The sequence below is a fragment of the Micromonospora sp. WMMD1128 genome, from assembly GCF_027497235.1.
In the GTDB taxonomy this organism is placed as follows: domain Bacteria; phylum Actinomycetota; class Actinomycetes; order Mycobacteriales; family Micromonosporaceae; genus Micromonospora.
In genome coordinates, this window is the sequence record NZ_CP114902.1 from 3,694,461 (window position 1) to 3,720,592 (window position 26,132).

23 protein-coding genes are annotated in these 26,132 nt (G+C 74.0%); 1 reads left to right on the forward strand and 22 read right to left on the reverse strand.

Annotation, left to right across the window (positions count from 1 at the left end):
- The 15 genes from O7602_RS16520 to O7602_RS16590 all read right to left on the reverse strand — a co-directional run bounded on the left by O7602_RS16520 (position 1) and on the right by O7602_RS16590 (position 17,029).
- Entirely contained in the window at positions 1-1,089 is a 1,089-nt protein-coding gene (locus O7602_RS16520; RefSeq protein WP_281583540.1) for an enolase C-terminal domain-like protein, read from the reverse strand.
- Positions 1,086-4,163, reverse strand: a complete 3,078-nt coding sequence (locus O7602_RS16525; RefSeq protein WP_281583541.1) for an FAD-binding and (Fe-S)-binding domain-containing protein — start codon at positions 4,161-4,163, stop codon at positions 1,086-1,088. The genes O7602_RS16520 and O7602_RS16525 overlap by 4 nt, the downstream gene beginning before the upstream one ends.
- On the reverse strand, positions 4,160-5,926 hold the full coding sequence (locus tag O7602_RS16530) for a thiamine pyrophosphate-dependent enzyme (protein WP_281583542.1): 1,767 nt from the start codon (positions 5,924-5,926) through the stop codon (positions 4,160-4,162). Before O7602_RS16530 ends, O7602_RS16525 begins: the two co-directional genes overlap by 4 nt.
- Before the next feature lie 154 nt (positions 5,927-6,080).
- Entirely contained in the window at positions 6,081-6,563 is a 483-nt protein-coding gene (locus O7602_RS16535) for a YetF domain-containing protein (protein WP_281583543.1), read from the reverse strand.
- A 15-nt stretch (positions 6,564-6,578) separates the two neighbouring features.
- Complete coding sequence (locus tag O7602_RS16540) at positions 6,579-6,761, reverse strand: hypothetical protein (RefSeq protein WP_281583544.1); 183 nt, start codon at positions 6,759-6,761, stop codon at positions 6,579-6,581.
- Positions 6,762-6,815: 54 nt separating this feature from the next.
- Entirely contained in the window at positions 6,816-8,225 is a 1,410-nt protein-coding gene (locus tag O7602_RS16545; RefSeq protein WP_281583545.1) for a proton-conducting transporter membrane subunit, read from the reverse strand.
- Positions 8,222-9,703 (reverse strand): NADH-quinone oxidoreductase subunit M, encoded by a 1,482-nt coding sequence (locus O7602_RS16550; RefSeq protein WP_281583546.1) that lies wholly within the window; start codon positions 9,701-9,703, stop codon positions 8,222-8,224. Before O7602_RS16550 ends, O7602_RS16545 begins: the two co-directional genes overlap by 4 nt.
- Before the next feature lie 3 nt (positions 9,704-9,706).
- On the reverse strand, positions 9,707-11,626 hold the full coding sequence (locus tag O7602_RS16555) for a proton-conducting transporter membrane subunit (RefSeq protein ID WP_281583547.1): 1,920 nt from the start codon (positions 11,624-11,626) through the stop codon (positions 9,707-9,709).
- Positions 11,623-11,928 carry an NADH-quinone oxidoreductase subunit NuoK gene (gene nuoK / locus O7602_RS16560; protein WP_278106295.1) on the reverse strand — a complete coding sequence of 102 codons (306 nt, stop codon included), beginning with the start codon at positions 11,926-11,928 and terminating at the stop codon, positions 11,623-11,625. Before nuoK ends, O7602_RS16555 begins: the two co-directional genes overlap by 4 nt.
- Positions 11,925-12,446 carry an NADH-quinone oxidoreductase subunit J gene (locus O7602_RS16565; RefSeq protein ID WP_281583548.1) on the reverse strand — a complete coding sequence of 174 codons (522 nt, stop codon included), beginning with the start codon at positions 12,444-12,446 and terminating at the stop codon, positions 11,925-11,927. Before O7602_RS16565 ends, nuoK begins: the two co-directional genes overlap by 4 nt.
- A gap of 1 nt (position 12,447) precedes the next feature.
- Entirely contained in the window at positions 12,448-13,371 is a 924-nt protein-coding gene (locus O7602_RS16570; RefSeq protein WP_281583549.1) for an NADH-quinone oxidoreductase subunit H, read from the reverse strand.
- Positions 13,368-14,447, reverse strand: a complete 1,080-nt coding sequence (locus O7602_RS16575) for a hypothetical protein (RefSeq protein ID WP_281583550.1) — start codon at positions 14,445-14,447, stop codon at positions 13,368-13,370. The genes O7602_RS16570 and O7602_RS16575 overlap by 4 nt, the downstream gene beginning before the upstream one ends.
- On the reverse strand, positions 14,438-14,761 hold the full coding sequence (locus tag O7602_RS16580; protein WP_281590339.1) for an NADH-quinone oxidoreductase subunit A: 324 nt from the start codon (positions 14,759-14,761) through the stop codon (positions 14,438-14,440). The genes O7602_RS16575 and O7602_RS16580 overlap by 10 nt, the downstream gene beginning before the upstream one ends.
- A 124-nt stretch (positions 14,762-14,885) precedes the next feature.
- Positions 14,886-16,100, reverse strand: coding sequence for a cation:proton antiporter (locus O7602_RS16585; RefSeq protein WP_281583551.1), 1,215 nt, complete (start codon positions 16,098-16,100; stop codon positions 14,886-14,888).
- 65 nt (positions 16,101-16,165) lie between these two features.
- The gene (locus O7602_RS16590; RefSeq protein ID WP_281583552.1) at positions 16,166-17,029 is read right to left on the reverse strand and encodes a L,D-transpeptidase family protein; all 864 of its coding nucleotides are present in this window, start codon (positions 17,027-17,029) and stop codon (positions 16,166-16,168) included.
- An 86-nt stretch (positions 17,030-17,115) separates the two neighbouring features.
- Here O7602_RS16590 and O7602_RS16595 point away from each other — a divergent pair, with 86 nt between their 5' ends.
- Positions 17,116-18,351, forward strand: coding sequence for a DUF2254 domain-containing protein (locus O7602_RS16595; protein WP_281583553.1), 1,236 nt, complete (start codon positions 17,116-17,118; stop codon positions 18,349-18,351).
- 6 nt (positions 18,352-18,357) lie between these two features.
- Here O7602_RS16595 and O7602_RS16600 read toward each other — a convergent pair whose 3' ends face one another.
- The 7 genes from O7602_RS16600 to O7602_RS16630 all read right to left on the reverse strand — a co-directional run bounded on the left by O7602_RS16600 (position 18,358) and on the right by O7602_RS16630 (position 26,132).
- Positions 18,358-18,789 (reverse strand): hypothetical protein, encoded by a 432-nt coding sequence (locus O7602_RS16600; RefSeq protein WP_281583554.1) that lies wholly within the window; start codon positions 18,787-18,789, stop codon positions 18,358-18,360.
- 111 nt (positions 18,790-18,900) lie between these two features.
- Complete coding sequence (locus O7602_RS16605; RefSeq protein ID WP_281583555.1) at positions 18,901-20,157, reverse strand: HAMP domain-containing sensor histidine kinase; 1,257 nt, start codon at positions 20,155-20,157, stop codon at positions 18,901-18,903.
- A complete protein-coding gene (locus O7602_RS16610; protein WP_281583556.1) occupies positions 20,157-20,828 on the reverse strand; it encodes a response regulator transcription factor in 672 nt (223 codons plus the stop codon). Before O7602_RS16610 ends, O7602_RS16605 begins: the two co-directional genes overlap by 1 nt.
- Before the next feature lie 52 nt (positions 20,829-20,880).
- Entirely contained in the window at positions 20,881-22,149 is a 1,269-nt protein-coding gene (locus O7602_RS16615) for a cation:proton antiporter (RefSeq protein WP_281583557.1), read from the reverse strand.
- Positions 22,146-23,477 (reverse strand): cytochrome P450, encoded by a 1,332-nt coding sequence (locus tag O7602_RS16620; protein ID WP_281583558.1) that lies wholly within the window; start codon positions 23,475-23,477, stop codon positions 22,146-22,148. The genes O7602_RS16615 and O7602_RS16620 overlap by 4 nt, the downstream gene beginning before the upstream one ends.
- Positions 23,474-24,565: an alpha-hydroxy acid oxidase gene (locus O7602_RS16625; protein WP_281583559.1), complete on the reverse strand. Its 1,092-nt coding sequence runs from the start codon at positions 24,563-24,565 to the stop codon at positions 23,474-23,476. Before O7602_RS16625 ends, O7602_RS16620 begins: the two co-directional genes overlap by 4 nt.
- 1 nt (position 24,566) lies before the next feature.
- The gene (locus O7602_RS16630) at positions 24,567-26,132 is read right to left on the reverse strand and encodes an NAD(P)-binding domain-containing protein (RefSeq protein WP_281583560.1); all 1,566 of its coding nucleotides are present in this window, start codon (positions 26,130-26,132) and stop codon (positions 24,567-24,569) included.

Sequence of the window (26,132 nt, forward strand, 5' to 3'; positions counted from 1 at the left end):
TCAGGCCACCCGGTACGGCTGGGCCGGCTCGGCGCGGAACTCCAGCCCGTTGCCCGGCCGGTCGGTCCGCACCGGCACCGCGCCGCCGGTGGCCGGCTGCGCGCCGTCGAAGAGCATCGCCTCGATCCGGACGTGGTCGTGGAACCACTCCAGGTGCCGCAGGTTGGGCGTGGCGGCGGCGACCGCGAGGTGCTGGTGCGGCGCGCAGTGCCCGGACACCTGGAGCCCGGCGGCGTCGGCCACCGCCGCCGCGCGGAGGAACTCGCTGATCCCGCCGCACCGGGTGACGTCGATCTGGAGGCAGTCGACGTACGGGGCCATCCGGTGGAAGTAGACCAGGTCGTAGCCGTACTCCCCGGCCGTGACGTCGGGCGCGACCCGGTCCCGGACCAGGCCGAGGCCGGGCAGGTCGTCGGAGCTGACCGGCTCCTCGTACCAGCGCACGTCGAGGTCCGCGGCGGCGTGCGCGACGCGGATCGCCTGCTTGCGCTGGTACGCGCCGTTGGCGTCGACGAACAACTCGACGTCGTCGCCGACGGTGCGGCGGGCGGCGGCCATCCGCTCCAGGTCGCGCCGCACCTCGGTGCCGCACGACTCGCCTATCTTGATCTTCACCCGGGGGATGCCCTGCTCGTGCGCCCAGCCGGCGAGCTGCCGGTCCTGCCGCTGGGCGTCGTAGGTGGTGAAGCCGCCGCTGCCGTAGACCGGCACCTCCCGGCGGGCGGCGCCGAGCAGCCGGGCCAGCGGCAGGTCGTGCCGGCGTGCCTTCAGGTCCCACAGGGCGCAGTCCGCGGCGGACAGGGCGAGCCCGGCGACGCCGGGGCGGCCGGCGTTGCGCAGCCGGCGTCGCATCCGATCCCAGGCGGCCGGCACGTCGTCCGGGTCGAGGTCGGCGAGCACCGGCGCGAGCAGGTCCGCCACCACGGCCACCACCGCGATCGGGCCGTAGGTCCAGCCGATGCCGGTGTGCCCGTCGGCCCGCGCCCGCACCAGGACCAGGGTGGTGGCGCTCCAGGCGAGGGTGCCGTCGCCCTCGGGGGCGTCGGTGGGGATCCGGTACGCCTCGGCGGCGAGGCCGACGCCGCTCACCGTGCCCACCGGCGGGCCAGCGCGGTCACCGCGGCCACCCCGGCGGTCGCGACCAGGCCGGCCGCCGCCCAGCGGGTGACCGGGCCGGGCCGTCGGGGCCGGTCACCCCAGTCCTGTTCCGGCCGCCGGGGGACGGCGTCGTGGTGCAGCGCGGCGCGTAGCAGCTCGGCCAGGTGGAGCGCGGTACGGCCGCCGGCGGCGCTCTGCTCGACCTGGGTGCGGCAACTGAACCCGTCGGCGAGGATCACGTCGGTCTCGGCGGCGTCCCGCACGGCGGGCAGCAGCACCCGTTCCGCGCACGCCTCGGACACCTCGTGGTGGCCCTGTTCGAAGCCGAAGTTGCCGGCCAGGCCGCAGCAGCCGGAGTCGAGGAACTCGGCGTCGACGCCGGCCGCGGCGAGCACCGCCTGGTCGGCGGCGGTGCCGAGGATGGCGTGGTGGTGGCAGTGGGTCTGGATCAGCGCGTGCGCGTCCAGGTGGGGCGGCTGCCAGCCGGGGCTGTGGTCGTGCAGCAGTTCGGCGAGCGTGACGGTCTGCTCCCGCAGCCGGGTGACGTCGTCGTCGGCCGGGAACAGCTCGTGCGCGTCGCTGCGGAACACCGCCGTGCAGCTCGGCTCCAGCCCCACCACCCGGGTGCCGGCGCGCAGGTGCGGACGCAACGCGTCGACGCTGCGGCGCAGCACCCGTTTGGCGACGTCGAGTTGACCGGTGGAGATCCAGGTCAGGCCGCAGCACACCGGGCCGTCCGGTACGCGTACCCGCCAGCCGGCGGCCTCCAGCACCTCGACCGCCGCGTGGGCCACCCCCGGGTGGAAGTGGTTGGTGAAGGTGTCCGGCCAGAGCACGACCTCGCCCCGGGAGCCGTCGCCGGTCGGGGCGCGGCGGGCGAACCAGTGTTGGAACGACTCCGCCGCGAACAGCGGGATGTCCCGGCGCCTGTCGATCCCACCGACGATCTTGGCGAGGTGGCCGAGCCCGGGGGCGTGGGCGAGGGCGTTGACGGTGCGGGGCAGCCGGGCGGCGACGGTGGCCACCAGCGGCAGCCAGCCCATCGAGTAGTGCGCGCGGGGGCGCAGCCGGCCGGCGTAGTGGTGGGACAGGAACTCGGCCTTGTAGGTGGCCATGTCCACGTTCACCGGGCAGTCGGCCTTGCAGCCCTTGCACGCCAGGCAGAGGTCGAGCGCGTCGCGGACCGCGTCGGAGCGCCAGCCGTCGCCGATGGCGCCGCCGCGGGCCGCGCCGTCGAGCATCTCGAACAGCAGCCGGGCCCGGCCCCGGGTCGAGTGCTCCTCCTCCCGGGTGACCATGTAGGAGGGGCACATCACCCCGCCGGAGTGGCGGCGGCACTTGCCCACGCCCACGCAGCGCAGCACCGCGTCGCCGAAGCTGCCGCCGTCGTCCGGGTAGGCGAAGGTGGTCGACACGCCGCCGTGGTCGTAGTCGACGCCGAGGCGCAGGTGGCTGTCGAGCGGGTAGGGCGGCATCACCTTGCCCGGGTTCATCCGGTCGTCCGGGTCGAAGATCGCCTTGACCTGGCCGAACGCCCGGATCAGGCGCTCGCCGTACATCTTCGGCAGCAGCTCGCCGCGGGCCTGCCCGTCGCCGTGCTCGCCGGAGAACGACCCGCCGTAGGACACCACCAGGTCGGCGGCGCGTTCGAGGAAGGAGCGGAAGTCGCGGACCCCGTCGGCGGTGCGCAGCCGGAACGGGATCCGGGTGTGCACGCAGCCCTGCCCGAAGTGCCCGTACAGCGACGCCTGCTGGTAGCCGTACTCGCGGTAGAGCGCCTGGAGGTCGCGCAGGTAGTCGCCGAGCCGGTCCGGGGCGACCGCCGAGTCCTCCCAGCCGGGCCAGGTGTTCTCGGCGTCGGGCACGTGGGCGGTGGCGCCGAGTGCGGACTCCCGGACCCCCCACATGCGTTTCTCGTCGGCCGGGTCGGCGAACTCGTGCACGCGCGGCCCGCCGTCGCGGCGTACCGCGTCGATCAGCCGGTCGGCGGCGGCCCGGGCCTGCTCGGGGGTGTCACCGCCGAGCTGCACCATCAGCCAGGCGCCGCCCTCGGGCAGCTCGTGCAGCGCGTGCGGGTGCAGGCTCTTGCGCCGCTCGAAGCTGACCAGCTTGTCGTCGATGCCCTCCAGCGCGATCGGCTGGTGTGCCAGCACCCGCGGCACGTCGTCGCCGGCCGACGCGACGTCCGGGTAGCTGAGGAACACCATCGCGTCGGCCTTGACCCGGGGGATCAGCTTCAGCCGGGCGCGCAGCACGGTGACGAGCGTGCCCTCGGAGCCGACCAGGGCCTGGGCGACGTGGAAGTTCTTCTCCGGCAGCAGGCTGTCCAGGTTGTAGCCGGACACCCGGCGGGGGATGTGCGGGTAGCGGGTGCGCAGGTCGGCCAGGTACTCGTCGCGCAGCGCCCGCAACTGCCGGTAGATCTCGGCCTGGCGTCCGCCGTCGCGCTGGATGCGGGCGTACTCGTCGTCGCTTGTCTCCCCCACCCACATCCGGGTGCCGTCGTACAGCAGCACCTCCAGTTCGACGATGTTGTCGACCACCTTGCCGGCGCGCTGGGCGGTGGCGCCGCAGGAGTTGTTGCCGATCATGCCGCCGAGCGTGCAGTGGTTGTGGGTGGCCGGCTTCGGGCCGTATTCCAGCCCGGTCCGTTCGAGTTGGGCGTTCAGCTCGTCCAGCACGATGCCGGGTTCGACCAGGCAGGTGCCGGCCCGCTCGTCGACCTCCAGCAGGCGGTGGCAGTACTTGGACCAGTCGATGATCACGGCGGTGTTGGTGCACTCGCCGGCCAGGCTGGTGCCGCCGCCGCGGGAGGTCAGCGGCGCGCCGTGGCGGCGGCAGACGGCCACCGCGGCGACCGCCGCCTCCACCGTGCGGGGCACCACCACGCCGAGCGGCACCTGCCGGTAGTTGGACGCGTCGGTGGAGTACGCGGCGCGGGAGCCGGCGTCGAAACGGACCTCGCCGTCGACCTCCGCCCGCAGGTCGGCGGCGAGCGCGGTCAGGTCGACGGCGTCGGTCGGCTCGGGTGGGCGCAGGACCGGGTCGGGCAGCACCGCGGTCATGAGCGCAGCTCGTTGATCTTGTCGCGGGCGACGGACGCCACGGTGGCGACCTTGTGCGGCTGCCCGCGCAGGAACGCCTCGGTGAAGTGTTTCGCCTGGTCATATTTGATCTTGCCGGGCATCGGTGGCTCGTTCGGGTTGACGTCGCAGTCGACGAGCGCCGGACCGGGGTGGGCGAGCGCCTCCCGGATCGCGCCCGGCAGCGCCTTCGCGTCGGTCACCTTGACGCCGAACGCGCCGCAGCCGCGCGCCCAGGTGGAGAAGTCGGCCTCCGGCTGGCGGTGCCGCACCGCGTACTCGGGGTAACCGAGGATGATCTGCTCCCACAGGATCTGGCCGTACGAGTTGTTGTTGTTGATCACCACCTTGACCGGCAGGTCGTGCCGGACCGCGGTGAGGAACTCGGCCATCAGCATGGCGAAGCCGCCGTCGCCGACGAACGCGATCACCTGCCGGTCCGGGTACGCGTGCTGCATGGCGATGGCGTACGGCAGGCCCGGCGCCATCGTGGCCAGGTTGCCCGACAGGTAGAACTCCCGGTCCCCGCGGATCGTCCAGTGCCGCGCCGACCAGGTGGCGATGGTGCCGGAGTCACAGGTCAGGATGGCGTCGTCGGCGGCGGCGTCGTCGACGCAGCCCATCAGGTACTGCGGCGCGATCGGCGACCGCTCCGGGTCCACCAGGCTGGTCATCTCCGACCGCCAGGTGTTCATCTTGCCCTGGTACTTCTCCAGGAACGACCGGTCCGGGCCGTGGTCGAGCATCGGCAGCAGGTCCCGCAGCGCCAGCCGGGCGTCCGCGCAGACCGGGGCCTCGACCGGCAGCCGCATCCCGATCAGGCTCGGGTCGGCGTCGATCTGCACCACCTTCGCCTGCCCCGGACCGGGCAGATACTTCCCGTACGGGAACGACGTGCCCACCATCAGCAGGGTGTCGCACTCCTCCATCAGTTCCTCGCTCGGCGCGGTGCCGAGCAGGCCGAGCCCGCCGGTGGTCAGCGGGTGGTCGTCCGGCACCACCAGCTTGCCGGGCAACGTCTTGACGATCGGGCTGGCCAGGGCCTCGGCCACCGCAAGCACCTCGTCGCGGGCGCCGCGCGCGCCCACGCCGACGAGCATGGCCACCTTCCGCCCGGCCCGGAGCACCTCGGCCGCCTTCGCCAACTCCCGCGGGTCCGGCGGCAGTTGCGGATACGACATCACCGCCGCGCTCATCGGCGGCTTGCCCGGGCTGACGTGCCGGTACGGGTCGTCGGAGGCCGGGGCCACCTGCACGTCGTTGGGGAACGTCAGGTGCGCCACGGTCCGCTTGCTCATCGCGTCGCGGATCGCCAGGTCGACCACCGCCGGCATCTGCTGCGGGTTGGTGACCATCAGGTTGTAGGCGGCGACATCCTGGTAGAGCTGGGTGGTGTGCACCTCCTGCTGGTAGTGCGCGCCCAGCACCGAGGTCTCCTGCATGCCGGTGATGGCCAGCACCGGCACGTGGTCGAGCTTGGCGTCGTAGAGCCCGTTGAGCAGGTGGATCGCCCCCGGGCCGGAGGTGGCGCAGCAGACGCCGAGCCGGCCGGTGGCCTTGGCGTAGCCGGTGGCCATGAACGCCGCCGCCTCCTCGTGGTGCACCAGCACGAACCGCAGCTTCTCCCGCTGCCGGCGGAAGCCCTCCATCAGGCCGTTGATGCCGTCGCCGGGCAGGCCGAACACGGTGTCGACCCCCCACTCCACCAGGCGTCGGGCCAGGCTCTCGCCCACGATCTCCTGCACGTCGTCCTCCTCTTCCGGGGTTCACCCGTCCTCGTCCGCGTCAGCGGGCTTTCACCTGTCCCACCGGAAACCGCGCACGAAGGACGGACGGGGCGGCGGCTACCCGGCCTCCCCGGCCGCAAACCCACCGGGGCGGTCGAACTTCGGACCGCCGTCACCCGTCCCCGGGCAGCACGGAGAGCTGTCCCCGCCCCTCCAGCACCGCGAGATGCACGGTGCGCACCTCAGCCGTGCCGTGCTCGCGCAGCAGGGCGTCCAGGTCGGCGCGGGTCAGGCCGGCGCGGTGCAGGTTGCCGGTGAGCACCCGGCCCCGGGCGACCACCACCACCGGCCCCTTCTCGATCAGCCGGCGCCCCGCGGGCCGCAGGCGTACCCAGGTGATAAGCGCGTGGGCGGCCAGGATGGCCACCAGGGTCACCGCGCCGGACAGATAGCTGGCATCCGGGGCGCTGGGTAGCCGCCCGACGACCGCGCCCACCGCGACGGCGGCCACGAAGTCGTACGCGGACAGCTCGGCAAGCGTCCGGCGACCGCCGAGGCGCATCGCCAGCACGGCGGTCAGGTAGAGCAGGAACGCCTTCACCGCCACCCAGACCAGCCAGCCCGGATGACCGACGAGAGCGGTGACGGCGTCCACCACCGGCCGCCGGGCTCAGGACCGTCGTATCGACCGCGCCGCGAAGTAGCCGAGGAGCGCACCCGCGGTCAGCGTCACCAGCCCGCGCGCGGTGACCACGGAGCGTAACCTGCCCAGGCCCGCCTTCGGGTCCACCACGCTGCCGGCCACGTCGCCGGCCGCCCCCACCACCACGTCACCGAACCTGCCGCGTTCCACCACCCACCACCTCTCCGCAGGCCGCGGGCTACCCGGTCGACCGTCGGCCAAACCTCAGCGCGCCAGGGCCTGGGCCATCAGCGGATACCAGGGCACGGCCACCGCCGCGCCGAGCAACGCCGCCCCGGCCGCCACCGCACCGGCCGCCGCCACCGTCCGGTTCCGGCCGCCGGTGGTCGGCCACCGGCCACCCCCGGTGTACGCGGGCGCCAGCCACCTCAGGTAGTAGAAGAGGCTGGCCACGGTGTTGACCGCGGCGACCACCACCAGCCAGGCCAGCCCGCCGTCCCACGCGGCGGTGAACACGGTCAGCTTGCCGGCGAAGACCGCCGTCGGCGGCGTGCCGACGAGCCCCAGCAGGCAGATCGCCAGCGCACCGGCGAGCCACGGCCGGCGGCGGGCCAGCCCGCGGTAGTCGTCGAGGGCGTCGTGCGGCTCGGCGGCCAGCACCGCGAACGCGCCCAGGTTCGTCACCGCGTACCCGGCGAGGTAGACCAGCAGGGCGGGCAGCGCGCGCTCCGCGCGGCCGGCGACCGCGACGGCCATCAGGAGGTAGCCCACCTGCGCCACGGTGGAGTACGCGAGCAGCCGGCGCGGGTCGGCCTGACCGAACGCGGCGAAGTTGCCGAGCGTCATGGTGACCGCGGCGAGCACCGCGACCAGCAGCGGCCAGCCCACCACGTCGGCGGGCACCGCGACGGCGAACAGCCGGTACGCCGCGAGCAGGCCGCCGAGCTTCGGCACGGTGGTCAGCAGCGCGCCGGCCGGGATCGAGGCGCCCTGCACCGCGTCGGGCACCCAGAAGTGGCCCGGCACCGCGCCGATCTTGAACAGCAGGCCGGCCAGCACCCCGACCACCCCGACCGCGACGGCGGCGGACGGCGCCCCCGCCAGGCCGGTGGCCAGCCGGTCGTAGTCGCTCGCCCCGCCGCCGACCGCGGTCAGCAGCGCCGCGCCGGCCAGCAGGCCCACCCCGGCCAGCGCCCCGATCAGATAGACCTTCAGCGCCGCCTCGGCGCCCCGCCGGTCCCGCCCCCAGCCGGCCAGCCCGACCAGCGGCACCGACGACAACAGGTACGCCACGGCCAGCAGCAGCAGGTCCGACGCGCCGGCGAGCAGCACCGCGCCGAGCACGGCGAGCAGCGTCAGCACGGAGAACTCGGTCTCCCGCCGGTTGCCGGCGACCCGGCCGGCGGCGATCCCGACCACCAGCAGCCCGGCCAGCGGGATCAGCAGCCGGGCGGCGGTGGTGCCCGCGTCGAGGGCGTAGCTGTGCGCGTACACGGTGGCGCGCTCGCCCACGGCGGGCAGGGTGGCGACCATGGCCGCGAACATCGCCCCGGCGGCGACCAGCCGGGCCACCCACTGCCGGTCCCGGGGCAGGAACGCGCCGGTGAGCAGCGTGGTGACCGCGCCGGCCAGCAGGAGCAGCTCCGGCAGCAGGGCGAGCGGACGCTCGTTCACCGGGCCACCAGGTCGGTGACCGCCCGGGCGGTGGGTTCCACCACGTCCAGCAGCAGCCGGGGGAACACGCCGAGGAGCAGCGAGAGCGCGAGCAGCGGCAGCACCGCGGCGGTCTCGGCGGCGGTCACGTCGGCGGTCGCGGACAGGCGGTGCCGGGTCGGGCCGAGGAAGACCCGGTGCAACGCCCACAGGAACAGGGCGGCGGTGACGAGGATGCCGGGCAGCGCGAACGCCACCGCCACCGGCGCGGAGCCCAGACTGCCGGCGAAGATCTGGAACTCGGCGACGAACCCGGAGAAGCCGGGCAGGCCGAGGCTGGCGAACGCCGCCACCGCGGTCAGCGCGGCGAACCGGGGGGTGTCGCCGGCCAACCCGCCGTAGGCGTCCATCCGGTAGGTGCCGCCCCGGTCGTGGAGGACGCCGGCGAGCAGGAACAGCGCGGACGTGATGAGCCCGTGGCTGACCATCTGGGTGACCGCGCCGGTCACCGCGACCGCGCGGGCCTGCGCGTCCGAGCCGGCGACCAGCCCGGCCGCGCCGACGGCGAGCACCACGTACCCCATGTGGTTGACCGACGTGTACGCGACCATCCGCTTGAAGTTGGTCTGGGCGAGCGCCACCAGCGCCCCGTAGAGGACGCTCACCACGCCGACCACGACGACCACCCAGGCGTAGCGCCGCCAGGCGTCCGGCAGCATCGGCATGGCGATCCGGACGAAGCCGTAGGTGCCCATCTTCAGCAGGATCCCGGCCAGCACCGCCGAACCGGCGGCCGGGGCGTCGGTGTGCGCCGGCGGCAGCCAGGTGTGGAACGGGAACGTCGGCGTCTTGATCGCCAGCCCCAGCAGCACCGCCAGCAGCACCAGCGCGCCGGCCACGCCCTGCGTCGGCGGAGGACGGGTCAACGCCACCATGTCGAAGGTGTGCGGCGCGGCGGCGACGTAGAGGCCGATGAAGCCCAGCAGCAGCGCCAGCGAGCCGAGGAACGTGTAGAGGAAGAACGTCAACGCCGAGCGGCGGGCCTGCGGGCCGTGCCCCCAGCCGACGATCACCGCGTACATGCCCACGATGGACAGGTCGAAGAAGACGAAGAACAGGATCAGGTCGAGCGAGACGAACAGCCCGAGGCAGGTGGTCTGGAGGGCGAGGAAGAGCGCGGCGAACTGCCGCGGCCGGGGCTGGCGACGCAGCGAGTACACCGCGCAGGCGGCGAAGACGACTGTGGTGAGCGCCAGCAGCGGCAGCGACAGCCCGTCCACCCCGACGTGGTAGCCGGCACCGGCGCCCGGGATCCACGGCCGGTCCACCTCGTACCCGAAGCCCTCCCCCGGGTACGCCCACCACACGCCCAGCACCGCCGCGACCTCGACGACGGTGACCGCGATCCAGAGCCACGACACCGCCCGCGCCGGCAGGCCACGCCAGCACAGCAGGACCACGGCCACGGCCAGCGGCGTGAAGACGATCAGGGACAGCACGGGTCACCTCGCCAGCAGCAGGATCAGCACGGCGGCGCCCAGCACGAGCACCACCTGGACGTAGTACTCGTGGACCAGGCCGGTCTGCGGCCGGCGGGCCAGCACGCCGAGCCGGCGGGCGGCCCGGGCGAGCCGGCGCACCAGGGCGTCCACCCCGTGGTCGTCCACCCGGGCCAGGGCGTCCGCGGCCCACCGGGTCAGCGCCGGCACGGCGGCGACCCCACGGTCGAGCCCCGCGTCGTCGAACCGGGCCAGCCCTCGGGCGACGCCGCGAACCGCGCCCGGCGCGGCGTGCACGGCCCGGTCGAGCACGCGGTCGTCGAACCGGGCCAGCCCCCGGGCCAGCGCCAGCGTCGGCCGGACCACGAGCAGCCGGGCGGCCCGGTCGAGCCCCAGCCAGGCCCGCGCCCAGCCCGGGGCCGGCAGCCGGCCCGGCGCGGCGACCGCAAGCGTCACACCGGCGACCGCCAGCAGGCCGGACAGGACCAGTTCGGCGACCCGGGTCGGCGGGGCCGGACCCGACCCGACCGCGTCGGCCACCGCCCCGGACAGCGGTGGCAGCGCCAGCACGCCGAGCACCGCCGCCCCGACCGCCAGCGGCACCAGCGGGCCCCGCTGCCCGGCGGTCACCTCGCGGGTGCCGGCGCGCTCGGTGTCGTACCCGGACGCGACGCCGGGCGGCACCGGGCGCAGGACCACCGCCAGCGCCCGACCGGCGTAGAGGGCGGCGAGCAGCGCGCCGGCCAGGCCGACCAGGTACAGCGCCGGGGACCGCTCGCGGGCGCCGGCGAGCACCTCGTCCTTGGTGGCCCACAGCGCCAACGGCGGCACCCCGGCCAGCGCCAGCGCGCCGACCGCGAAGACGGCCCCCACCAGCGGGTGGCGGCGGCCCGCGCCGCGCAGCGCGGACAGCCGGCGGGTGCCGAGCGCGGTCAGCCACGCCCCGGCGGCGAGGAACAGCAGCGCCTTGGTGGCCGCGTGGCCGATCAGGTGCGCGACCGCGCCGGCCGGGGCGACGGCGGCGCCCAGCACGACGTACCCGAGCTGGGCGCTTGTGGAGGCGGCAAGCAGTTGCTTCAGGTCGGTCTGGGCCAGCGCCACCGCGCCGAGCGCCAGGGCGGTCAGCGCGCCGACCCAGGCGGCCACGTCCACCGCCCAGCCGGTCGCGACGAGCAGTGGGTGCGCGCGGACGAGCAGGTAGCCGCCCATCGCCACCATCGCGGCGGAGTGCAGCAGCGCGCTGACCGGGCTCGGGCCGAGCATGGCCCGGGACAGCCAGAACGAGAACGGCAGTTGGGCCGCCTTGCCGAAGCCGGCGGCCAGCACCCCGGCGGCGGCCAGGTCCCGCCAGCCGGGCGGCAGGCCGGCGAGCCCGGTCAGGTCGAGCGTGCCGCCGGCCAGTCCGGCCCCGGCCGCCAGGTAGAGCCCGAGGTCGCCGACGCGGGTGGTGAGGAACGCGGTGCCGCCCGCGGCGACGGCGTCGTCGCGCCGCCAGTGGTACGCGATCAGCGCGTACGACATCGCGCCCATGATCTCCCAGCCCAGCAGCAGCACGGGCAGCGTCGTCGCGGTGGCGGTGAGCAGCACGGCGGCGAGGAAGACGAGCATCAGCCCGTGGAACCGGGACCGGTCGGAGTGGATCTCGGTGGCGGCGTACGCGAGCACCAGCAGCGCCACCGCGGCCACCGCCGGTACGACGAGCGCGGCGAGCCCGTCGACGGACAGCCCCCACCGCGCGCCGGCCAGGAACGGCGCGTCGGCGGACGGCCGGGTCAGCGCCACCGTCGCGGCCAGGGCGGTGACAAGCGCGGCCACGCCCAGCGCCAGCGCCGGCGCGACCCGGTCGGCCCGTCGCCCGCCGAGCAGCAGCGTCCCTCCGGCGGCGGCCGGGAGGACGACCAGGGCCCACAACGCGGCGCTCATCCGCGCAGCTCCCCCGCCATGTCGGTCATGTCCGCGTCGCCCGACCGGAACAGCAGGGTCACCACGGCGAAGCCCATCGCCATCTCCACCGTCATCGCGGCGATCACCACAAGCACCAGCACCTGCCCGTCCGGCTGCTGCGGGGCCAGGAACCACCAGAGGGCCGCGGCGGCCACGATCACCCCGTTGATCATGAGTTCGAGGCCCATCATCACCATCACGACCGCCTGCTGGCTCAACGCGCCGTACAGGCCGACGCTGAACAGCGCGGAGGCGAGCAGCAGGAACATCGGCAGCGTCACGGGCGCTCCGGGGAGTCCGCGCGGTCGTACCGGCCCCGGGCGGTGGCGAGCACCAACGCGGCGACCATGGTGGCGAACAGCACCGCCGAGACCGCCATCATGACCAGCATCTTCGAACCCATGATCGCCTCGCCCAGGGCCCGGGTCGGATCGGCGGGCGGCTCGCCCCGGCGGGTGGGCCACGGCACGAGCACCGAGCCGGCCGCCAGCACGACGAAGACGCCCACCGAGACCGCCAGCGCGCCGCGCCGGTTGTGCAGCATCGACATCGGCATCAGACCGGCCGGGTTCATCATGAACATCACCATGAAGACCGCCATGATGGCCATCTCCATGACCATCATCAGGACGGTCACCACGCCCAGATAACCCAGGTCGAGCAGGAGCAGCTCGCCACCGACCGCGACGAACGACAGCGCCAGCGCGAACGTCGCCCGGGCCATCGAGTCCACGGTGAACACCGCGACACCGGACGCCACGGCGACAAGCGCCAGCACGACGAAGGCGACGACCGCCACCTCAACCCCTCCCCACCACGAGCACGGCCACCACGAGCACCTGCGCCAGCGTGGCGGGCAGCACCACCAGCCAGGCCACCCGCATCAGCCGGTCCGCCCGCAGCACCGGCACCCGGCCGCGCAGCGCCACCAGGGCGGCCAGCACGGCGCCCGTCTTCACCACGCTCCACAGCCACGCCGGCAGCAGCGGCCCCGACCCGCCGCCGAGGAACAGCGCCACCGCCGTCGCCGCACCCGCCGCCAGCAGCGCGTACCGGCCGGCGAGCAGGACCAGCCGGTCCACGCCGGACGGTTCGGCCAGCACGCCGCCGGCCACGTCCCGCCCGTCCGGGTAGGCGAACGGCCCGGACATGCTGAACGCGAGCACCGCGCCGAGCATGACCAGGAACGCCACCGGCATCCACACCACGAACCACAGCCCCCGCTGGGCCGCCACCACGTCGGCGATCCGCAGACTGCCGGCCGCCACCGCCGGGGCGGTCAGCGCGAACATCAGCGGCAACTCGTAGCCGAGCGCCTGGGCCAGGAACCGGTAGCCCCCGACCAGGCCGTACCCGCTGTTGCTGCCCCACCCGGCGAGCCACACCGCCGCCCAGAGCAGCACGTCCATCGCGTTGAACCAGACCACCCCGACCGGCAGGTCGGCCACCACCCGGTCGCCCAGCGGCACCACCACGACCATCAGCAGCGCCACCACCAGCGGCCCGGCCAGCCCGAGCCGCCACAGCAGCAGGTCCGCCGCCACCACACGCCGACGGCGCTGCCGCAGCAGCCGGGCCGTCTCCCACAGCGGCCGTCCGGCCCGGTACGCGACCGTCGGGCCGCCGGCCGGGTCCAGCAGCCCCGCCAGCACCGCGGCGGCCAGCGCGAGACCGAGCAGCACCCCGGCGGCCGGTAGCACACCCCACCACGGACCGGCGGTCACGACCGCACCCCCGCGGCCACCACCGCGTCCGGGTCGGGGTCGAACGAGGCCAGCACCACCCGGGCCGCGGCCAGGTCGAGCCCGACCGTCAGCCGGGCGGCCACCGCCAGCACCGCCGCCGCGTCCGGCTCCGGCGCGGCCGGGTCACCGCCGGCCAGCAGCCGGTCCGTCTCGGCCAGCCGGCGCCGCCACCGGTCGGTCGCGTCGCCGCAGACCGCCGCCGGACCGGCCAGCCCCGCACGCGCCGCCGTCACCTCGGGCAGCACGCCCAGGCCGTCGGTGGCGCGGCGCAACGCACGCGAGCGCCGGGCCCGCCGGTCCAGCGGCCGGAAACCGGCGTACGCCGTGGCGAATGACACGTTGTCGACGAGCGCGTCGCGCAGCCGCCGCGCGGTGGCCGCGCCCGCCGGCCAGCCCGCCACCGCCCAGAGCCGGCCGAGCGCGTCGAGGTGGGCCACCGCCTGCCGGCGTCGGCGCAGCTCAGGATGGTCCACGTCCGGGTACGGCCGCACCGCCGCCGGATCGGCCGGGGGCAGCACCCGGGCGTCCGCCGACTGCACCACGTCGCCCTGCACGGCCAGCTCCACGACCAGGCCGGCGGGCCAGTCCGCGAGCACCGGACCGAGCGCCAGGCGCAGCACGTCCAGTTTCAGCCCGTCGCGGTCCTCGGCCCGCTCGGCCATCATCAGGCCGCCCGGCATGGACATCCCGTCGTGGTCGCCGTGTCCGGACGGTCCCGGCCCGCCGCCGTGCGGCTCGTCGTCGGTCCCGGTCAGCCGGGCGACGGCCGCGTGCAGCGCGGACGCTGCACCGGCCCGGTCGGTGACCCGTACCCGCGCCCGGGGCCCCGGGAACTGCGCCCACACCCGCTCGATCGCCGCCGCCAGCTCCGGTCCCGGTTCGCCGGCGACCACAAGCAGGTCGGCGTCCGCCGGGGACGCCGCGAGCGGCCACCCGGCCCGATCGGCGTGCGCCTCCACGGCCAGGCGGGCGACGGTGGCGCCGGGCACGGCGGCGACCAGCAGGTGCGGCCGGCGGCCCGCCCAGCGGGCCAGGAGGTCACCGGTCAGGCCCACCGCAACGCGCCCTCCCGCCAGGCGTAGACGACGCCGGCCATCAGCAGACCGAGGAAGACGAACATCTCCACCACGGCGGGCGTGCCGACGTCGGCGACCACCACCGCCCACGGGTACATGAACAGCATCTCCACGTCGAAGGCGAGGAAGAGCAGGCTGACCGCGTACCAGCGGACGTGGAACCGGGAGACGGCGTGCTCGCGGGGCGGCATCCCGGACCGGAACGCGGCGGCGGTCGACGGCGCGACGGCCACCGCCGTGCGCAGGTGCGCCAGGTACAGCGTGCCCACTCCGGCGACGGCCAGCCCGAGCATGGCTAGCACCGGCGCGTACCGTTCCATCCGTCCTGTTCCTTCCCGAATCGGTGCCTCCACCCTGCCAGCCCCCGGGCGTTCCCGCCCGGCGACGCGGAGGGTGTACCTCGACCATGCGGTCCAGCTACCGCTTCGAGATCTCGTGGTGCCCGGCGGCGTACCAGCGGCGGCCCGGCATCGCGGTGGCGCCGTGCACCACCACGCTGAGCGCGACGACGAGGCTGCCGGCGGTCCAGAGCAGCGGGTCCCGCGCGCCCTCGTCGGCGCTGAAGGCCAGGTAGAACAGCGCGGACACACCGATCGGGCCGAACCAGCCGAGGAAGACCAGATCCCGCCAGTTCATCCCGAGCGGCTTCCGGAGCGCCAGCACCACCGGCAGCCGCCGCAGCAGCAGGACCGCAACGGCGAACAGCGGCAGCCGCCAGCCGGCATCGAGCCAGTCACGCCACGGCAGCTCGACGCCGAGCAGGAAGAACAGTGGCAGCACCAGGTAGCGGGTGAGCGTGTCGTCAAGCTTCTGCTCGGCGATCCGGGGCTGGTCGCCGATGACCCGGTTGTAGGCCAGCCCGGTGACGAACGCGGCGAGGATGCCGTCGGTGTCCAGCACCCGCGCGACCCCGAGCGCGGCGATGCCGAGCAGCATCGCGAAGACCAGAAGCGAACCCTGGTCGAGGGTCTCCCGGCGGCTCGCCGCGCGCACGGCGTGACCGGCCAGCCAACCGAGCAGGACACCGACGGCCACCGCGCCGAGCACGCCCCACACCGCTGCGGTCACCTGGTCGGCCCACGGCTGCGCACCGATGCCGGCCAGGGCGAGGACGACGAGCGGAAACGCGAGCCCGTCGTTGCCGCCGGACTCGCCGCTGATCACCTGCCGGAGCCGGGCGGGCAGTTGCCGCTCGGCCGGGCCGCCGGAGACGATGCCCGAGGCCAGCACCGGGTCGGTGGGGGTCAGGCAGGTGCCGAGCAGCGCGGCCAGGCCCAGGGGCGTGCCGAGCACCAGCCAGGACAGTCCGGTGCTGAGCAGCGCCATCCCGATCATGCCGGCGGAGAGCAGCACGAGCACCGGCCGCAGCACGGCCCGGTAGCCGGCGAGCGGAAAACGCAGCGCGACCGCCATCAGCGACACCGCCAGCAGGGCCCGGCTCACCTCACGGTTCAGCTCGGCGCCCAGCCGGTCGCCGACGTCGACCAGGCCGAACACCGGGCCCGCCAGCACCCCCAGGGCAAGCGCCAGCAGCGGCTCGGACAGCACGGTCCGGCGGATGGCGCTCGACCAGAACGCCAGCAGGACACCGAGACCCCCGACCAGGGCGTACGCGAGCAGCAGCGGACTCATACCGGCCCGCTACCCGTCGTGCCCCCCGGCCACACCCGCTTCGCGGCGTCCGCCTAGGTGAGCGCTCAGTACACCCAGACCCGGGTCTTCTTCGGCAGGACGTCCTGCGCCCACAGCCAGTCCATCGCCGGCAGTGTCACCCGGACGCATCCGTGCGACGCCGGGTACGGCGGGACGCTTGTGTAGCCGTGGATCGCGATCCCCTGCTCCTGGAAGTACTTCGGCCGGTACAACCGACCGAGCGGGCCGTCGCGCCAACCGTCGACCTGCCAGTCGATCGTCCATTTGCCGCGCGGGGTGTCCGCCAGGTAGGTCTCACCCTGGTAGGTGTAGTTCTCGAACGTGCCGGTCGAGGTGTTGAAGATCCGGCTCACCTCGCCGTCGTCGACGATCATGAGCAGTTGCCGGTCCAGGTCCACCTCGGCGAGGTGACCGTCGGTGCTGCGGGCGTCCGGGCGTTTCCCGTCGTCGAGCGCGGCCCGGGTCTTCGCGCCGACGATCCCGTCGGGCCGGAGACCGGCGGCCTTCTGTACCGCGTAGACGGCCTGCTCGGTGAGCAGGCCGAAGGTGCCGTCCGACTCGCCCACCCAGTATCCGAGCCGGTCCAGCCGCTCCTGCAGCGCCCGGACCGCGTCGCCGGTGTCGCCACGACGCAGGGCGTCGCGCGCCCCGGCGTCGGGCGGGCTCGACGGCGACGGGCTCGACGACGCCGAGGGCGACGCCGACGGGGGTGACGCCGACGTGGGCGACGCCGCCGAGGGCGAGGCCATGGTCGGCGCGGGCGCCGCACCTGTCGACGGGGCCGTCGAGGTCGCCGACGGCGGTGTCGCCCGGCTCGCGCCGGGCTGGTCCGGGCCCTCGCCGCAGCCGGCGGCCAGCACCAGCAGGGCGGCCGAGGTGACGGTTGCCGTGATGTGTCGACTCTTCATGATCAGCGTGCCGGGGTCCCGGCCCACCCCCTTCGCGAATCCGATCGGAGTCTCCCCCCACCAGGTAAACAGACCCTTCGGCAGGTATGCAAAGGGCCACCAGTGGGGACTACGGCGGGATGAACCCCGCCCCGCGTACCCTTCGTGCCCGGCTGACCGCGGCCTGGTCCGGATTCTGGTTGGTGCCGGCGGCGTTCGCCGCGGGTGCGGTGCTGCTGGCGCTCGGGCTGTCGGTGGCCGAGTTGCGGCTGGGCCTGCCGACCGGCGGTTTCCTGCCCAGCAGCGTGGCCGGCGCCCGATCGCTGCTGTCGTCGATCATCACCGCGATGATCTCGTTCACCGCGCTGGTCTTCTCCATCACGGTGGTGGCCGTGCAACTGGCCAGCAGCCAGTACTCGCCCCGGGTGCTCCGGACCTTCCTGCAGGACCGGATCACGCAGGCGGCGTTGGGCACCTTCCTGGCGACCGCGCTGTTCGCCATGGTGGTGCTGGCCGCGCTGCCGGCCGGCTCCGACGCCCGGCTGCCGGAGCTGTCGCTCGCGGTGACGATGGTCCTCGTGCTCGCCAGCAGCGGGCTGTTCGTCTACTACCTGCACCACGTCACGACGGTCATGCGGGTCTCGCACATCATCGTGGCGGTCGGCGCGCAGACCCGCCGGGTCATCGAGGAACAGTATCCGGTCGGCCCGCCGCCCGGACCCGTCGCGCCGCTGGCCCCACCGGTGCAGGTGATCACCGCCACCGCGCCCGGGATGGTCGACCACGTCGACCTCGACCGGCTCGCCGCGCTGGCCCGGGGGCACGACTGCGCCCTGTCGGTCCTGCCCGCGCCGGGCGACTTCGTCGTGGCCGGGCAACCGCTGATCGCGGTTCACCCGCTGCCGGGCAGATCCTCCCCCACGCCGGTGCCGGACGCACGGGCGTGCGTCGCGGTGAGCCTGGGCGTCGAACGGACCCTCGGACAGGACGTCGGGTTCGGGTTCCGGCAGCTGACCGACATCGCCGAGCGTGCCCTCTCCCCCGGGATCAACGACACCACCACCGCTGTCCGCAGCGTGCAGGAGATGCACGACCTACTGCGCCGCCTCGCCGGCCGACCCGGTCAGCGCATGCTCGTCGACGACCCCGACGGCACCCCACGCGTCCGGGCCCGGACACAGGTCTTCGACGGCTTCCTCGCCGTCGCGATCGACGACATCCGGCGGGCCGGGCAGGATCAGCCGCGGATCACCCGGCTCCTGGACGCCGTGCTCGCCGACCTGCGCACCGTGGCGCGGCCGGAACACCTGCCCGACATCGTCCGACGGATCCGGGCGACGTAGCCCGCGTCAGTCCCAGGCCGTGACCTCGTCCGCGGCGAGCGCCCGCCCACCCTCGAAGGCACGGTACGGCCCGGAGTCACCGAGCCGGTACCGCCCGTCGAGTTCGCGATGGGAGAAGTCGACCACGGTGCCGCGCACGGTCACCAACTGCGGTGGCTCCGGGGCCGGCGCGGCCGTCGACAGCACGAGCAACGTGCCCTCGGTCAGGTCCACGTCGTGCACCACGAAGGCGGTGTCGCTGATGACCCGCTCGACGGTGGCGGTCATGGTGAGCCGCGCGCCCACGTCGGCCCGGGCGACCGTGCCCAACCGGACCGTGGACGTCGGCTCCGGGCTGGGCTGCGGCGCCGCCGGCCGGCTCGTGCAACCCGCCACGAGCAGGATGCCCACCGGCACCGCCGCCAGCGCCCACCGCGTACGGTGCCGTCGCCTGTCCATCCGTGGCCCTCCTCCGCCTCGTCGCGCCGGTAGGTACATTTCCCCGGCAGGTGACGGCACCGGCGCGAAATCGTCACGATCACATGACGATCGGGGTGCGGCGCCGACCCGTCACGACGGGTTCCTGATCCGCGCGGCCCTACCCGCGGTGATCGGCGACCGCGGCATGGGCAGGCGCACCGTGAAGCGGGCTCCCCGGCCCGGATGGCCCTCGGCCACGATCGTGCCGTGGTGGCTCGTGACGACCTCCTGGAGCAGGGCCAGACCCAGGCCGAAGCGGCGGTCTCCGGCGCCCGCGCCGCGGTGGAACCGGTCGAAGATCCGCCGGGCGTCCGCCTGGTCGAACCCGTCCCCGGTGTCAGCGATCACGAACTCGGCGCGGCTGTCGACGGCCCGGAGCGTCACGGTGATCCGACCTCCCGCCGGGGTGTGGGCCAGCGCGTTCGCGAGCAGTTCGCCGACGACCCGCCGCAGGGCCGACTCGACACCCGGCACCCGCAGTGCGTCGCCCGGGGTGTCCAGGGTGAGGGTGACCTGCCGCTCGGCGGCGCGTTCGGTCTCGGCGGCGACAGTCGTCCCGATCAGCGCGGTCAGGTCGACGGGTGGGTCCGGTGTCCGGTCGGCGGGAGCGGCGGCGAGCCGGGCCGAGAGCAGCAGGTCGTCGACGATCTCGCCGAGTCGCCGGGTGGTGCCGATCAGTCGGTCCAGGTCGTCCAGGTTCGCGGCGGTGCCGTCGCGGCGCGCCCGCCGGGCGATCAACTGGGCCCGGGTGTGCACCTGGGCGATCGGGGTGCGCAGTTCGTGGCTGGCGTCGGCGACGAAGCGGCGCTGCCGGGTCAGCGCCTCCGCGAGTGGTGCGACGGCCCGACGGCCGACGAGCACGCCGGTCAGCATGGCGGCGAGCAGCCCGACCGCCGCCGCGAGGCTGAACGCGAGCAGGAGGTGCCGGCGGTCGGACAGCTGGAAACGGGCGTCGAACACCGCCTGGACCACGGTGTCGCCGCGGGCCTCGGTGCGCACATGGTAGGTCGTGCCGTCACCCGCGACCGTGGTGATCTCGGTGGTCCGGGTGCGCGCCACGGTGTCCAGCGCATCCCGCAGCGGGAAGCCCGGTGGCGGCGGGTTCGTGCCGGTGTGCACGGTGGTGCCGTCGTACTGGAAGATCCAACTGCAGGCGGGCGGGCCGGCGATCGTGCCGTGCGCCGTGCCCCACGCCAGCTCACGCTGGATCTGCGCCTGCTGGCCGTGGACCAGGACCGCGTAGGAGATGCCGCCGGCCAACAGCAGCAGGGCACCGATGGTCAGGCCGACGAGCAGGCCGATCCGTAGTCGGGTCCGTCGGACGATCGCGCGCTCGGCGGTCTCCATCAGAGCGTGCCGAGACGGTAGCCGAGCCCGTGCACGGTGCGTACCACCGCACGGCCGAGTTTGCGTCGGAGGTAGTAGACGTAGGTGTCCACGATGGACGCGGCGGCGGCCTCCTCGAAGACCTTACGGCGCAGCACGGCCCGTGGATGTACGGCGTTCGGCCGGGCCGCCAGCACCCGCAACAGCTCGAACTCGCGGGTGGACAGCGCCACCCGGGTGCCGTCGGCAAGCACCGCGTCGCGTGGCGCCAGGTCGAGCAGCCCGGCCCCGATGCGGAGCACGCGGGTCGACTCGGACGTACGCCGGCACAGCGCCCGAACCCGGGCGCTCAGCTCGTCGAGGTCGAAGGGTTTGACCAGATAGTCGTCGGCGCCGGCGTCCAGCCCGGCGATCCGGTCGTCGACCGTGCCGAGCGCGGTGAGCATCAGGGTCCGGGCCGGGACGGCCCGGGCGCGTAGCCGGGTGACCAGGTCGAGCCCGTCGAGTGCCGGCAGCATCCGGTCGATGACCATCACGTCGTAGGATCGGGTCAGTCCGAGATGCAGCCCGCGCTGACCGTCGGAGGCCCGGTCGACGAGATAGCCCTCGTGACCGAGCGCCTCGGTGAGTAGCTCCGTCAGGTCCGCGTCGTCCTCGACCAGCAGCAGCCGGTTCGATCCTCCACCCCGCATCGGTCCACAATCTCATAGATAGTTGACGATGAAAGCACCGGTGGTTGTCTCTTCAATAATCTGAAACCGCCAGCGCGGGCGTGCGTACGGCTTCCGGTCGCCGGGCCTCCCGGCGCTCGATCCAGCTCAGCGTCGGCGTCGTCATCAGCGTGGTGACGAGCGCGACAAGCACCAACACGGTGAACAGGGACGGGCTCACGATGCCCGCCTCCAACCCGACGTTCAGCGCGATGAGCTGCATCAGGCCGCGGGCGTTCATCAGCGCGCCGACCCGCAGCGCGACCCCCGACGGCTCGCCGCGGAGCCGGGCCGCCGCCCAGCAGGCGCCGAACTTGCCGACGATCGCCGCCGTCACGCAGGCCAGCGCGAAGAGCAGCACCGGCACGGAACCGAGCAGCCCGAACTCCGTGCGCAGGCCCGAGTAGGTGAAGAACAACGGCAGGAAGAGCGTCGCGGCGACCGGGGTGAGGGTGCCCACCACCTTGTCGGTGTTCCCGGTGCGGGGCATCACCACGCCGACCGCGAACGCGCCGAAGACCGCGTACAGCCCGATCTCGTCGGTGTACCAGGCGACCAGGAAGAGCAGGGCGACCGTGCCCAGCAGCCGGGCGCGGTCGTCGAGGCCACGGCGGGTCATCAGCGCGGCGGCGATCCCCCGTCCGCCGAGCCAGAGCAGCAGGCCGAAGAGAACCGCTCCGCCCGCGGTGACGATCGCGGGACCGGCCCGGCCGGAGGCGAACGCCAGGACGGCGGCCAGCATGATCCAGGCGGTCACGTCGTCGATCGCGCCACTGGCCAGGGAGAGGGTGCCGTGCCGGGTGCCGGCGTGCCCGTGTTCGGTGATGATCCGGGCCAGCATCGGGAACGCGGTGATCGCCAGGGCGACGCCGACGAACGCGGCCGACACGCCCAGTGACGTCCCGTCCGCCCGGATCGGCACGGCGTCGGCCGTCACCAGGACCAGCAGCACCCCCAGCAGGAGCGGCCCGGTGACCCCGGCCAGCGAGACCACTCCGGCGGTGCCGGCGAGCCCGGTGACCCGGTGGGCGCTGAAGGCGTACCCGGCCTGGAACATGAACAGCACCAGGCCGACCTGGCCCACGACGTAGAGGATCGGAAGCAGGGGAGCCGGGAACAGGGCGTTCTGCACGTCCGGCAGGAGGAGCCCGAGCAGCGACGGGCCGAGCAGGACACCGGCGAGCATCTCGCTGACCACGGCCGGCTGGCCCGCCCGGCCCAACAGCCAGGCGACGCCCTTGCAGAAGATCAGGATCACCGTCACCGCGATGAAGAACCGTGGCGCCAGCTCCGTTGGGGTCATCGGACCGCCCTCTCGAAGTAGGTGGTGCACAGACGCTTGCGACGGGCGTCGATCACCATCCAGGTGCCGAACACCAGTTGCCGGACACTGCGCCCCACGTCGGCCCACCGGTCCCGCACCCGCATCGCGGCCAGCCGTGGCCGCCCCGGGCCGGTGCGCCCGACCGGTGTCAGATAGGCCGGACCCCGGCTGGGCAGCGACCGGGTGTGGGAGGCCGAGGAGGCCAGGACGTACCGGCGCAACACCTCGCGGGTCGCGGCGCGCATCATCACCGGCGCGACCCCACGGGCCGGACAGGCCCGGTTCGCGGTGACCCCGTAGGGAATGAAGTGCGCGTCGCCGCGCTTGAGCGTCAGCCACCGGTCCGGGGCGAACCGGTCGTCGCCGGCCGCCCCGCCGCGGTGGAACGCCAGGTAGTTGAAGAGCAGTACCGTCCCGGCCGGCAGCGACACCCCGGTGGGCAGGGTGATCGGCGCCGACGTGATCCGGTGCGCGACGCCGAAGAGCGGGTGCACCCGCAGCGTCTCGTCGATCACCCGGTCCAGCGCGTCGTCGTCGTCGAGTCCCGCCTGGACGTCGGGATGCGTGGCGAGGGCGAGCAGCACATGCGCCATCGCCTCGGACATCTGCACGACCGCGGTGTTGAAGAACGCGCCCTGGAGGTACCAGGCCGTCTCCTGGGCGGTGAACGGCGGCGGCAGCGTCACCGGGCAGGTGCCCGCCCGGATCCGGTCGGACAGATATCCGGTCAACCGGTTCCGCCGGCGCATGTGCCGCAGACCGGTGCACTTCAGCCCGCTGACCACGTCGTCGGCGTTGGCGACGATCAACGCCCGCGCGTCCGGGGGACACGCCTCGCCGAAGACGAGTTCGTAGTAGACCTCGGCCCAGACCGGCATCATCAGATCGCGCAGCCGGACGTGGCTGATCCGGTCGGCCGGCAACCGGTCGAGCACCCGCCGGGTGGCGGCGGTCGCGAGGTCGTCGCAGCGCCGGCCGCGTACCGCGAGCACCCGCCGGGTCGTGGCGGCCACGGTCCGGTAGCGCTCGCCCGGCTCCAGGTGTTCCTGGTGCATCTGCGGTCCGGGCGCCAGCCAGTACCAGAACAGGTCCGACAGCCCGGCCCCCCGGCTGCGTCCGTCCGCCGCCGGATCCGCGTACACCCGCTCGAAATGTTCCATGCCGACCGTGGGACCCGGCACCGGCACGCCCTCGGCGCCGTTGACCGTGACGAACACCCACTCCCGCAGCCGGACCACCGTCCGAGGCAGCCAATAGGGGACGGACCACAGCGCGCCGAATCCCGCCAGGATGATCAGGACGTTCATCCGCATGCCACCGTGGCGACCAGGTCACCGCGCAGGTCCGCCGGCCCGGCAGCGCCGGCCAGCGCCAGCGCCCGGTCCAGGTCGGCGTGGAGCAGGTCGAGCACGTGGCGTACCCCGGCGGCGCCGCCCACCGCGAGCCCCCACAGCACCGGGCGGCCGACCAACACCGCGCTCGCGCCGAGCGCCAGCGCCACCAGGACGTCGGTCCCCCGGCGGACGCCGCCGTCGAGCAGCACCGGCAGCCGCCCACCGACGGCCTCGACCACCGCGGGCAACGCGTCCAGGGTGGCGAGCGCGCCGTCGAGCTGCCGGCCCCCGTGGTTGGAGACCAGCACACCGTCGACACCGTACGAGACGGCGAGCGCCGCGTCCGCCGGATGCAGCACCCCCTTCAGCAGGATCGGCAGCGTGGTGACCTCGCGCAGCCAGGCGATCCGGGCCCAGTCCAGCCCGGCGTCCATCCCGATGGCGCGCACCCGACCGTCGGCGTCGCGCATGTTCTCGCAGACCATCCCGGGCGGCAGGTCGACGAAGCCGTGCCGCAGGTCGCGTTCCCGCCGACCGAACACGGGCGAGTCGACCGTGACCACCAGGGCGGTGCAGCCGGCGGCCTCCGCCCGCCGGACCACGGACGCGGTGAAGTCGAGGTCCGGCTGCGGGTAGAGCTGGAACCACAGCGGTCCGCCGGCGGCGGCGATCTCCTCGACCGGGCGGGTGGCCGCCATGCTGACCACCATGATCGTGCCCGCCTCGGCGGCGGCGCGCGCCGTGGCCACCTCCCCCGCCGGGTGGGCCAGCCGGTGGAACGCGGTCGGCGCGATCAGCACCGGCATCGAGAGCCGGCTGCCGAACAACGAGATCCGCAGGTCCCGCCGGCGCACCCCGCGCAGCACACGGGGCACCAGGTAGCGCCGGCCGAAGGCCGCCTCGTTGGCGCGGACCGTCCGTTCCGCGCCGGCCCCACCGGCGAAGAAGTCCCAGTGCACCGGGTCCAGCCGACGCCGCGCGTCGGCGGCCAGCTCGGCCAGGCTCAGCGCCGCGCCGTCCCACGCCGGGCCGTCCGACGCCGCGCCGTCCACCTGGCGCATCTCAACCCTCGACACGGCTCAGGCAGCGGTCGAGGAACGCGGCCAGCGGCGCGACGTGGACGTCCGGCCGGTCCCACCGGTTCTCCAGGTTCTCCGCCAGGTGGTGGGTGGCGAGGACCCGGCCCGCCCGGTGGTGGCGGACGACCGGATGCAGGTAGGCGGCGTCGTGGGCCTGGCCGACCGCGTCCTGGGCCACCCGGCTGACCGTGACGTCGAACGGATCCACCTGGTCGTGCTCGGGGCCGTATTCAAGGGTGACGACGAAGGCGTCCGCGTAGTCGTGGTCCGCGGTGCGCAGGCCGGTGCGGGCGAAGTACTCGACCGGCACCTCGTCGTGGTAGCGCGCCTCCGATCCGGCCACCGTGACCACGTCACCGAGGAAGCCGAACTGCTGCCACAGGGCGGAGGTGCGGTTGATCCGCGCGACGACGGCGTCCGCGATCAGCTCCGGGGTGGCGTCCACCTTCTCCGCCGGCCAGGGCGCGTCCCCGTACCGTCGCTCCAGGATCCGGTGCAGCGCCTTGACGCAGTAGCGGAACCCGTGGATGAACCCGCTCGTCGAACGCCGGAAGTCCCGCTCCTGGGAGATCGTGCCGGCGAAGAAGAGGTCGGGTACGTTCACCGACTCCCACTCCGGGGTCTGCGCCGGAAAGCGGTCCCGGATCGCGAGCGCCGGACGACAGGTCTCATCGAAGATCGACGCGTCGAAGGCGAACCCGGTGCAGGCGAGCACCCGGTCGTAGCGCAGTTCCTTGACCACCTCGTCCGCCCGGGAGAACGAGAACGTGACGGTGAAACCGGTGTCGTCGCGCTCGATGCGCTTGACGGTGCCGTCCAGGATCGCGTTCGCCGACTTCAGTTGATAGGTGTCCAGGAAGTTGTTGTTCACCGCGCGCAGGTGCCCCACGTAGTGCGTACGCCAGGCCAGCCGGACCGAACTCGGCCCGGCGACGTGGATCAGCGTGGTGGTCTCCATCAGGCTGTCCGCGGTCTCGAACGCGGAGTTCCCCTTGCCGATGATCAGCACCTTCTGGTCGAGGTAGTCGCGCGGGTCGACGGACATCTCCGCGTACTGTTCGGCAAGCTCCAGCCCCGGGATCTCCGGCCGGTACGGCCGGGAGACGCCGGTGGCGACGATCACCCGCCGGGCCCGGAAGACCTCCTCCCCGGCCCGGACCTCGAACATCCCGTCCACCTTGCGGACCGACGTCACCCGGGAGTTGTACCGGACCCGCGCCCCCGTCTTCGCGGCGAAGTCCGCCAGATAGCGGACCATCACGTCGGCGTCGGGGAAGTACCGTTCCGTGTAGCCGGTGAACCGCAGCGCCGGATCGTCGTTGAGCAGTGAGTTCCAGTCCAGCCGCAGGTTCAGCTCCGGATCGTCCGTGCCGGTGTGCGGCTTGTTGATGGAGATCAGTTGCCGGTGGCGGGGAAAGGTGGCGAAGAACGCCCCGGGTATGTCCGCCTGTTCCAGGACCAGATAGTCGCGCTTGCCGTCGGCCTCCAGCAGAGCGGCGAGTTGCAGGCCGGCCGGTCCGGCCCCGACGATCAGATAGTCAAGCGTCAT

Excerpts from the sequence above, each read along its gene's own strand:
- O7602_RS16525 (WP_281583541.1), bottom strand. The coding sequence starts at position 4,163 with ATGACCGCGGTGCTGCCCGACCCGGTCCTGCGCCCACCCGAGCCGACC.
- O7602_RS16555 (WP_281583547.1), bottom strand. The coding sequence starts at position 11,626 with ATGAGCGCCGCGTTGTGGGCCCTGGTCGTCCTCCCGGCCGCCGCCGGA.
- O7602_RS16580 (WP_281590339.1), bottom strand. The coding sequence starts at position 14,761 with ATGCTCGGGCTGGCCGTCGCCGGAGTGGGCACGCTGTACCTGGCGCAC.
- O7602_RS16585 (WP_281583551.1), bottom strand. The coding sequence starts at position 16,100 with ATGAGTCCGCTGCTGCTCGCGTACGCCCTGGTCGGGGGTCTCGGTGTC.
- O7602_RS16590 (WP_281583552.1), bottom strand. The coding sequence starts at position 17,029 with ATGAAGAGTCGACACATCACGGCAACCGTCACCTCGGCCGCCCTGCTG.
- O7602_RS16595 (WP_281583553.1), top strand. The coding sequence starts at position 17,116 with ATGCAAAGGGCCACCAGTGGGGACTACGGCGGGATGAACCCCGCCCCG.
- O7602_RS16600 (WP_281583554.1), bottom strand. The coding sequence starts at position 18,789 with ATGGACAGGCGACGGCACCGTACGCGGTGGGCGCTGGCGGCGGTGCCG.
- O7602_RS16605 (WP_281583555.1), bottom strand. The coding sequence starts at position 20,157 with ATGGAGACCGCCGAGCGCGCGATCGTCCGACGGACCCGACTACGGATC.
- O7602_RS16610 (WP_281583556.1), bottom strand. The coding sequence starts at position 20,828 with ATGCGGGGTGGAGGATCGAACCGGCTGCTGCTGGTCGAGGACGACGCG.
- O7602_RS16615 (WP_281583557.1), bottom strand. The coding sequence starts at position 22,149 with ATGACCCCAACGGAGCTGGCGCCACGGTTCTTCATCGCGGTGACGGTG.
- O7602_RS16620 (WP_281583558.1), bottom strand. The coding sequence starts at position 23,477 with ATGAACGTCCTGATCATCCTGGCGGGATTCGGCGCGCTGTGGTCCGTC.
- O7602_RS16625 (WP_281583559.1), bottom strand. The coding sequence starts at position 24,565 with ATGCGCCAGGTGGACGGCGCGGCGTCGGACGGCCCGGCGTGGGACGGC.
- O7602_RS16630 (WP_281583560.1), bottom strand. The coding sequence starts at position 26,132 with ATGACGCTTGACTATCTGATCGTCGGGGCCGGACCGGCCGGCCTGCAA.